This is a genomic window from Sphingorhabdus sp., assembly GCF_044354325.1.
Classification (GTDB): Bacteria; Pseudomonadota; Alphaproteobacteria; order Sphingomonadales; family Sphingomonadaceae; genus Sphingorhabdus_B.
Genome location: NZ_JBILAF010000092.1, coordinates 1 through 8,398, shown reverse-complemented (window position 1 = coordinate 8,398; position 8,398 = coordinate 1). Strand labels below are relative to the sequence as shown.

Below are 8,398 nucleotides of genomic sequence, written 5' to 3'. Positions count from 1 at the left end.
AAAAATGGGTTGGCGATCAATGGACGGTCACCGTCCTGCTCTGTGCGGGCAATGGATTTGATCTTTTCAACGCCACGCTTCGAACGGGCAACGGCGGCGATGCCGGTACGCTCATGCGCCAGCAAGAACTTGGCGCAGGTCCAGCCCTTATTTTCTTCATAGATGCGATTGGCAACGGGCACGCGGACGTCTTCCAACCATACTTCGTTGACTTCATGCTCACCACCCAAGGTGATGATTGGGCGAACGGTTACGCCGGGCGTCTTCATGTTAATGAGAAGGAAGCTAATGCCTTCCTGCGCCTTGGCATCGGAATCGGTGCGGACGAGGAAGAAGCCCCAGTCAGCATGTTGCGCCATCGTGGTCCATGTCTTTTGACCGTTCACAACATAATGGTCGCCATCGCGGACGGCCTTTGTGCGCAGCGAAGCCAAGTCAGAACCTGCGCCAGGTTCCGAATACCCTTGGCACCACCAATCGTCGCCGGACAAGATGCCGGGCAGGAATTGCGCTTTTTGCTCCGGCGTGCCGAATGTGTAGATGACGGGTCCGACCATCGACAGGCCAAATGGCATGGTGCCGACGCAATCCGCAGCGGCGAGTTCTTCGGACCAGATGAAACGTTGCGTTGCGGTCCAGCCAGTGCCGCCATATTCGACAGGCCATGCTGGCGCGATCCAGCCTTTTTTCGCAAGAATGCGATGCCATGACAGAAAATCTTCTTTCGAAAGATCATGCCCTTCGTCTTGCACCGAACGGAGATTCTCGGGATAATTTTCGGCGATGAATGTGCGCACTTCCTGTTGGAAGGCGATTTCTTCGGGACTGAATTCCAATTGCATCACGATTCTCCTCAAAATAGCTGACGCAGAATTAGTCGACGTTTACGTAAACGTCAACTGAATCTCATCGCGCTTTTACATAGCTTCCCGGAGCAGATTCCAGCGCCTTCAATGCGCCTTCGCCGGGTATGCGGGCGCCGCTAGCAGGGACTTTTGCGTCACCCTTGTCCAGCAACCAAACAAGCCAATTGGGCCACCAGCTGCCCTTGGTTTCGGTGGCGCCGTCGATGAATTCTGCCAGCGAGCCTGCGTTGCCTTCGTTGGTCCAATATTGATATTTCATCTGCGCCGGAGGGTTCACCACGCCCGCAATATGTCCGCTGCCCGCCAACAGGAATTTGACAGGGCCGCTAAAGTGATCCTGCAACTTCCAAACGCTTTCGGCAGGCGCGATGTGGTCTTCACGTCCGGCCTGAATATAAGAAGGCGTTTGCACGCGACGCAAATCAATCGGCGTACCCAGCGCAGATAGACTATCCGGTTCAACCAGACGGTTATCGCGATAGAGGTCCGCCAGATAGGCTTTGTGCCATTTTGCGGGAAGATTGGTGACGTCGCCATTCCAGTGCAGCAGATCGAACGCGGGGTAATCTTCGCCCAGCAAATAATTTTTGACGACCGTCGACCAAATCAGATCCTTGCCGCGCAGCATGTTGAACGTCAGCGCAAGGAAGCGGCCGTCCAAATAGCCATGCGGGGCGCTCAACGTTTCGACCATGGCTATTTGGTTGTCGTCGATGAAATTCAGCAGCTCGCCGCCCGTGCTGAAATCGACTTGCGCGGTAAAGAATGTCGCGCTGCGCACCTTGTCGGCACCGCCAGTGGCGGCGAGCACGGCAAGCGTCGCGGCTAAGGTCGTTCCTGCAACACAATATCCAATCGCATGCACATCTGGCACGCCAAGGCCGTCGCGTACGGTATCAATCGCATCAATCTGCGCCGCGATATAATCGTCCCAGATGATGTCCTTCATCGAACTGTCTGCAGATTTCCAAGACACGACAAAAACGGTGATGCCTTGGTCAACGCAATATTTGATGAAGCTTTTTTCCGCTGTCAGATCGAGAATGTAGAACCGGTTGATCCATGGCGGAAAAATTATCAGCGGCGTTGCCAACACGTCCGGGGTCGCCGGATCATATTGGATCAGCTGGTATAACGGCGTTTGATGGACGACTTTGCCCGGCGTTGCCGCGATGTTTTCACCCAGCTTGAAGGCAGAGGAATCAGTATGCGTCAGCTGACCGCGCTGCAAATCTGTCATCAGGTTTTGCATGCCCGACATCAGGCTTGCGCCGTTGGTCTCCATCGCCCGTTGTAGTGCGACGGGGTTGGTGAAGGGCGAATTTGCGGGGCTCATAGCCTCTATCATGCTACGCACAGCAAAGCCCATTTTGGCTTTGTCACTATCGGCGACGCCATCCAGCTGGTCAGCCGCGCCGAGCATATAGTCAGACATCACCTGATATCCCTGACGCATCAGGTCGAAAACGGGATGTTCCCATTCAGGTGCAGCAAAGCGGCGATCTGACGGGTCAACTTTGCTGCGACCGGCCTTGGCCAATGGCGCAAGTATCGTCCCCCACGCGTCCATCGCAGCGCGATATGCCTTCATTGGGTCAGCCGCTGAGGCTGCCGAACCCTCAAGCATTTTGGCGAATTGGTCGGGATCCAAGAAGGGTGGGAATTTCGGTGAATCGGCCATTTTCAATGCATAACAAATGTCAGAAAATTGTCGAAGATTGTTTTGTTGTGCGGCGCAGCATGGACATTAGGTAAAAAAGGGCGCAAAGGCGCGCAATAATGACGTTTGAAAATCTTCCCCCGCTTCTTGATGAAGCGCTCACCGCTCGTGGCTATACTGCTTTAACCCCTGTTCAATCTGCTGTCATCACAGCTGAAGCCGAAGGCCGCGACCTTGTCGTGTCGGCCCAGACTGGATCAGGCAAAACCGTTGCTTTTGGCTTGGCCATGGCACCGCAAATCCTTGATGGTGGACTGGTCAGCCTTGCGCGCGAACCCGCCGCACTCATCATCGCGCCAACGCGCGAACTGGCCCTGCAGGTCAGCCGCGAACTCATGTGGCTATATGCCAAGGCTGGCGTTCGCATCGCGACCTGCGTTGGCGGCATGGACGCGTCGAAAGAACGCCGCACGCTGAATCAAGGTGCACAAATTGTTGTCGGGACCCCCGGCCGTTTGCGCGATCACTTGGAGCGTGGCGCACTGGACCTATCCGCTTTGAAAGTCGCGATTCTCGACGAAGCTGACGAAATGCTCGACATGGGTTTCCGTGAGGAACTCGAAGAAATATTGAACGCGACGCCTGAAGGCCGCCGCACTTTGCTTTTCTCGGCGACGATGCCGAAACCAATCGTGTCGCTTGCCAAGCGTTACCAACAAGACGCGCTGCGCATCTCGACCGTTGGCGAAGACCGCGGCCATGGCGATATCAGCTATCAGGTCGTAACGGTCGCTCCACCGGACATCGAGAACGCAGTTGTGAACTTGCTGCGTTTGCATGAGGCCGAAACCGCTATCCTGTTTTGTGCGACGCGTGAAAATGTGCGCCGTTTGCATGCCAGCCTGACCGAGCGCGGCTTCAATGTCGTTGCGCTGTCGGGTGAGCATTCGCAGTCCGAACGAAATCAAGCGCTTCAGGCCCTGCGTGACCGCCGTGCCCGTGTATGCGTTGCCACCGACGTTGCGGCGCGCGGTATCGATTTGCCCAACCTGTCGTTGGTGGTCCACGTCGAATTGCCGCGCGATGCCGAAGGGCTTCAGCACAGGTCCGGACGCACCGGCCGTGCGGGTCGTAAGGGGACTGCCGTTCTCATCGTGCCCTATCAGCGCCGCAAGCGCGTGGAATCGATGTTGCGCGGCGCGAAAATTGAGGCAGACTGGATTAAAGTCCCGACTGCCGCAGATATCCGCGCCAAGGACCATGAACGTCTGCTCGAAACACTTCTGACACCCGTCGAAGTTGAAGATGAAGATCGTGCATTGGGTGCGAAACTGCTCGAAACGATGTCGGCTGAAGACATCGCCGCTGCACTTGTCCGTGTCCATCGCGCCAAAATGCCACAGGCAGAAGACATGCTGGATGACGGCACGCGCGAACGTCCACGTGATGACCATCGCGCCGGATTTGACGATTCTGTTTGGTTCAAACTGAACGTTGGCCGCCGCAACAACGCAGATCCAAAATGGATATTGCCGTTGCTGTGCCGTCGTGGCGGTGTGACCAAGAACGACATTGGTGCCATCCGGATTGCCGCGAACGAAACCCATGTGGGTATCGCTGCTGCCGCTGTTGCAAAATTTGCCAAAGCAATCGCGCAGCCGGGGCATGACGAAGACAATGATGTTGAGATCGTGCAAGCCAATGGCCCGCCACGTGAAGCTGCGCGTGAGAACAAGCGCATGGGTCGTGACGGAGGTCGCGATGGGGGCCGCGATGGTGGTCGTCCGCAGCGTGCCCAATTGGGCGTCAATCCACGCGGCGATGGACCGCGTGGTGACGGACCGCCGCGCGGCGGTCCACGTGGTGGATCGAACCGTGACGGTGTGCGTCCATTCCGCAATGATGGCCCACCACCGTCAAAGCATGGCGTGCGGCACAAAGCGAAAGGCAATCGGCCGCGCTAATCCGCGGACCGAAAGCTTTTTCTGGAAATGCGCGAAAACTTCGCGCATGAGGGTGGCTCTGTAAACAACTAACCGGAAACGGGAGCCAATGTCCGAAGAATTCTACCGCATCAAGCGTCTGCCGCCTTATGTCATCGCCGAAGTTAATGCGATGCGTGCGGCGGCCCGTGGTGCGGGAGAGGACATTATCGATCTGGGCATGGGCAATCCTGATTTGCCGCCGCCGCCGCATGTGATCGAAAAATTGTGCGAAGTCGCGCAAAAGCCAGATGCCCATGGCTATTCGGCTTCCAGAGGTATTCCCGGCCTCCGTAAGGCGCAGGCCAATTATTACGCGCGCCGCTTTGGCGTTGATGTTGATCCCGAAACCGAAGTCGTGGTCACGATGGGTTCGAAAGAGGGCCTTGCGAGCCTTGCAACCGCTATCACTGCGCCGGGTGACGTCGTATTGGCGCCAAACCCAAGCTACCCGATCCACACGTTCGGATTCATCATCGCTGGCGCGACCATTCGGTCCGTCCCCACGACGCCTGATGAAAATTATTTCCGGTCGCTGGAGCGCGCAATGGCGTTCACAGTCCCGCGGCCGTCGATCTTGGTGGTCAACTATCCGTCCAATCCGACGGCAGAAACCGTTGATCTGGCTTTTTACGAACGGTTGGTCGCATGGGCGAAAGAGAACAAGGTCTGGATATTGTCCGATCTTGCCTATTCAGAACTCTATTTTGACGGCAACCCGACCCCGTCCATTTTGCAGGTGAAGGGCGGCAAGGATGTGGCGGTTGAATTCACATCATTGTCCAAAACCTATTCGATGGCAGGATGGCGTATTGGCTTTGCGGTGGGCAATCGCGAACTGATTGCTGCGATGACGCGCGTTAAAAGCTACCTCGATTATGGGGCATTTACGCCTATTCAGGCGGCGGCGTGCGCTGCATTAAATGGCCCACAAGACATTGTTGAACAAAATCGTCAGCTCTATCACAAGCGCCGCGATATCCTTGTGGAGGCATTTGGCCGCGCAGGCTGGGATATTCCTGCACCGAAAGCGTCGATGTTCGCATGGGCCCCCTTGCCACCTGCGCTTGCGCATCTGGGCAGCCTTGAGTTTTCCAAACAGTTGCTGACCGAAGCAAAGGTCGCGGTCGCGCCGGGTGTGGGATATGGCGAAGACGGCGAAGGCTATGTCCGTATCGCTATGGTTGAAAACGAGCATCGCCTGCGTCAGGCCGCACGGAACGTGAAGCGTTATCTGCAATCGATGGGGGTCAACACCCCTGGCCAATCAAAGGCAATCTGACATGGCGCGAAGTGAGTTTGCTTTTCATCACCGTTTCCGCGTGCGCTGGTCAGAGACCGATGCACAAGGCGTCGTCTTTAACGCGCGCTATCTCGATTATGCCGATGTCGCGGTCACCGAATATTGGCGTGAAGCGAAATTCCGCGATTATGCCGATGGTGCGCCGTTGGAGTTTCATGTCAAAAAGGCGACGGTCACCTGGTTTGCGCCGATCAAGCCGGACGAGCTTATTGAAGTCATGGCGCGCACGGTTGCGACTGGTCGGACCAGCATGACTCAAATCGTCGAAATTCATGGCATTACCGAAGATGGTTCAGACGATTTGCGCGCAACAGTTGATCTTGTCAGCGTGCATGTGGACCTTGATACGCATCGCCCGATTCCCTTGCCACATTGGGTGAAGGATGTTTTCCTGAACTTCGATCAACAGGCTGCCAATCCGGTAGCCGTTATGGCCGACGCGTAAGACGGTTTGAGGATGCGCACGAACGCCCGTTTGAGCTTTCTGGCCATCATTGCGGTTCCACTGCTATTGGTGAGCGGTTGCACGCCAGCGGGCACCGCAGACGAACGAAGCGAGAGTGCAGAGGCATTTCCGCGTGCCGAACGTGTGGTGTCCACCGCGGGCGATACCGAATTTTCGACTGAGGCCGCGCGTGATGAAGCGGGTGAGGCCGAATTTGTGATGGATTGGGCCGGGATCCAGCTTGGGACCACGGTCGCTGATATCGGCGCAGGCGAAGGCTATTACACCATCCGCCTTGCGGACCGCGTTGGCCCAAAAGGGCGCGTGCTTGCGCAGGATATCAATCGGGATGCGCTTGATCGACTTGGCGCCCGTGTCACACGCGAACAGCTCGATAATGTTGCCATCAAGGAAGGCGCTCTGGATGATCCCCGGTTGCCCGAAAACAGCTTTGACCGCGTTTTCATGGTGCATATGTATCATGAAATAAGCGAGCCGTATGCGTTTCTATGGCGCATGCGGCCCGCGCTCGCCAAGGGCGGACAGGTCATTGTCGTAGACCGCGATCGCCCTACCGCCCAGCACGGTATTCCGCCAAAGCTGCTGTTCTGCGAATTTGATGCCGTGGGCTATCGTTTGACCGGCTTTACCGAACAATTGAAATTGGGTGGATATATCGCCCGCTTTGAAGTCAGCGGGCAGCGGCCTGAGCCGTCAAAAATCAAGACATGCGCTGCACGTTATCCGCAAAATTAGGCTGAATATTTCGGCGCGCTTAGTCGCCGTCAAAACCGATTAGCGATCCGACCCGTACGCCTTGGGCACGCAACTTGGCCGCGCCGCCAAGGTCAGGCAGGTCAACGATGAACAATGCCTGTTCAACTTTGCCGCCGCCTTGCTGGATTAAGTCGACGCCAGCCAGGGCCGTGCCGCCCGTTGCAATCAAATCGTCGACCAGCAGCACTTTCTGGTCTGGCTGCACATGGCCGACATGCATTTCAATGCGGTCGGTGCCATATTCGAGCGTGTAATCCGTGCCGATTTTCTCGCCGGGCAGCTTGCCGGGCTTACGCAGCATCAATTGGCCAAGGCCAAGCACATAAGCCAGAGCAGACGCCACGATAAAGCCACGTGCCTCAATACCCGCGACCAGCTGCGTATCCGGGTCCACTAGCGCCGCGAGCCGATCAATGGTCATGCGATAGCCGTCTGCGTCGAGCAGCAGGCTGGAGACGTCGCGGAACATGATACCCGGTTTGGGATAATCCGGAATGTTGCGAATCAGGGCGGCGAGGTCGGCGTTGCTATTCATGCGCCATGACTGCCCGCAAGCTGCAGACTTTTCAAAAGAAAAGGGCCGGAATATTTGTGTTTAATGATGCCGAACGCGCGACAATAAAAAAGGGGCAGCCTATCGCTAGGCCGCCCCATTTTATATCCCGTAAGGGAAACCGAATTACTTCAGTTCGACGGTTCCGCCGGCTGCAAGGATCTTCGCCTTGATGTCTTCGGCTTCTGCCTTGTTTACGCCTTCCTTGATCGCCTTTGGCGCGGACTCAACAAGAGCCTTTGCTTCGGTCAGACCAAGGTTGGTGATCGCACGGACTTCCTTGATGACTGCAATCTTGTTGCCGCCGTCGCCGGTCAAGATAACGTCAAATTCAGTCTGCTCTTCAGCAGCTGGTGCAGCGGCACCAGCAGGTGCAGCAACAGCAACAGCAGCAGCGGCGCTAACGCCCCACTTTTCTTCCAAAGCCTTAGCAAGTTCAGCCGCTTCAAGAACGGTCAATGCCGAAAGTTGGTCTACGAGCTTTTCAATATCAGCCATTTAAATAACACTCCGATTTTCTGTCATATCTGTAGGGCCCGCCCAGCCGGTTAAAACCATGGGACGCAGCCGGTTTAATTCAAAAAAGTTATGCTGCCTTTTGGTCAGCATAGGCACCAAAAACGCGTGCCAATTTCGCAGCAGGTGCGGTCGACAGCTGTGCAAGCTTCGTTGCCGGTGCTTGGATAAGCCCGATAAGCGTGCCGCGCAGTTCGTCGAGCGATGGCAACGAAGCCAGCGCCTTTACACCGTTTACATCAAGGAACGTGTCACCCATCGCGCCGCCGACAATTTCAAGTTTGTCATTGGTCTTT

General features: G+C 56.2%; 8 protein-coding genes and 1 pseudogene. 4 read left to right on the top strand and 5 right to left on the bottom strand.

The window, feature by feature from the left end:
• Nucleotides 1-842: acyl-CoA dehydrogenase family protein (locus tag ACIQ0G_RS08590; RefSeq protein ID WP_397577550.1), on the bottom strand; the 842-nt coding region annotated here is incomplete at its 3' end.
• Between the two features lie 64 nt (nt 843-906).
• A complete protein-coding gene (locus tag ACIQ0G_RS08585; RefSeq protein ID WP_397577549.1) occupies nt 907-2,547 on the bottom strand; it encodes a PHA/PHB synthase family protein in 1,641 nt (546 codons plus the stop codon).
• 98 nt (nt 2,548-2,645) lie between these two features.
• Here ACIQ0G_RS08585 and ACIQ0G_RS08580 point away from each other — a divergent pair, with 98 nt between their 5' ends.
• The 4 genes from ACIQ0G_RS08580 (at nt 2,646) to ACIQ0G_RS08565 (ending at nt 7,012) form a co-directional block, all read left to right on the top strand.
• Nucleotides 2,646-4,490 carry a DEAD/DEAH box helicase gene (locus ACIQ0G_RS08580; protein WP_397577548.1) on the top strand — a complete coding sequence of 615 codons (1,845 nt, stop codon included), beginning with the start codon at nt 2,646-2,648 and terminating at the stop codon, nt 4,488-4,490.
• A gap of 88 nt (nt 4,491-4,578) precedes the next feature.
• Complete coding sequence (locus ACIQ0G_RS08575; RefSeq protein ID WP_395629262.1) at nt 4,579-5,790, top strand: LL-diaminopimelate aminotransferase; 1,212 nt, start codon at nt 4,579-4,581, stop codon at nt 5,788-5,790.
• Between the two features lies 1 nt (nt 5,791).
• Nucleotides 5,792-6,256 carry an acyl-CoA thioesterase gene (locus ACIQ0G_RS08570; protein WP_397577547.1) on the top strand — a complete coding sequence of 155 codons (465 nt, stop codon included), beginning with the start codon at nt 5,792-5,794 and terminating at the stop codon, nt 6,254-6,256.
• A 12-nt stretch (nt 6,257-6,268) separates the two neighbouring features.
• The gene (locus ACIQ0G_RS08565; RefSeq protein ID WP_397577546.1) at nt 6,269-7,012 is read left to right on the top strand and encodes a class I SAM-dependent methyltransferase; all 744 of its coding nucleotides are present in this window, start codon (nt 6,269-6,271) and stop codon (nt 7,010-7,012) included.
• Nucleotides 7,013-7,031: 19 nt separating this feature from the next.
• Here the strand turns inward: ACIQ0G_RS08565 and ACIQ0G_RS08560 are convergent, their stop codons facing one another.
• The 3 genes and pseudogenes from ACIQ0G_RS08560 to ACIQ0G_RS08550 all read right to left on the bottom strand — a co-directional run.
• On the bottom strand, nt 7,032-7,568 hold the full coding sequence (locus ACIQ0G_RS08560) for an adenine phosphoribosyltransferase (protein ID WP_397577545.1): 537 nt from the start codon (nt 7,566-7,568) through the stop codon (nt 7,032-7,034).
• A 144-nt stretch (nt 7,569-7,712) separates the two neighbouring features.
• Complete coding sequence (gene rplL, locus ACIQ0G_RS08555) at nt 7,713-8,084, bottom strand: 50S ribosomal protein L7/L12 (protein WP_183939687.1); 372 nt, start codon at nt 8,082-8,084, stop codon at nt 7,713-7,715.
• An 88-nt stretch (nt 8,085-8,172) separates the two neighbouring features.
• Nucleotides 8,173-8,398 (bottom strand): annotated as a pseudogene (locus ACIQ0G_RS08550) (50S ribosomal protein L10); the annotation flags it as partial.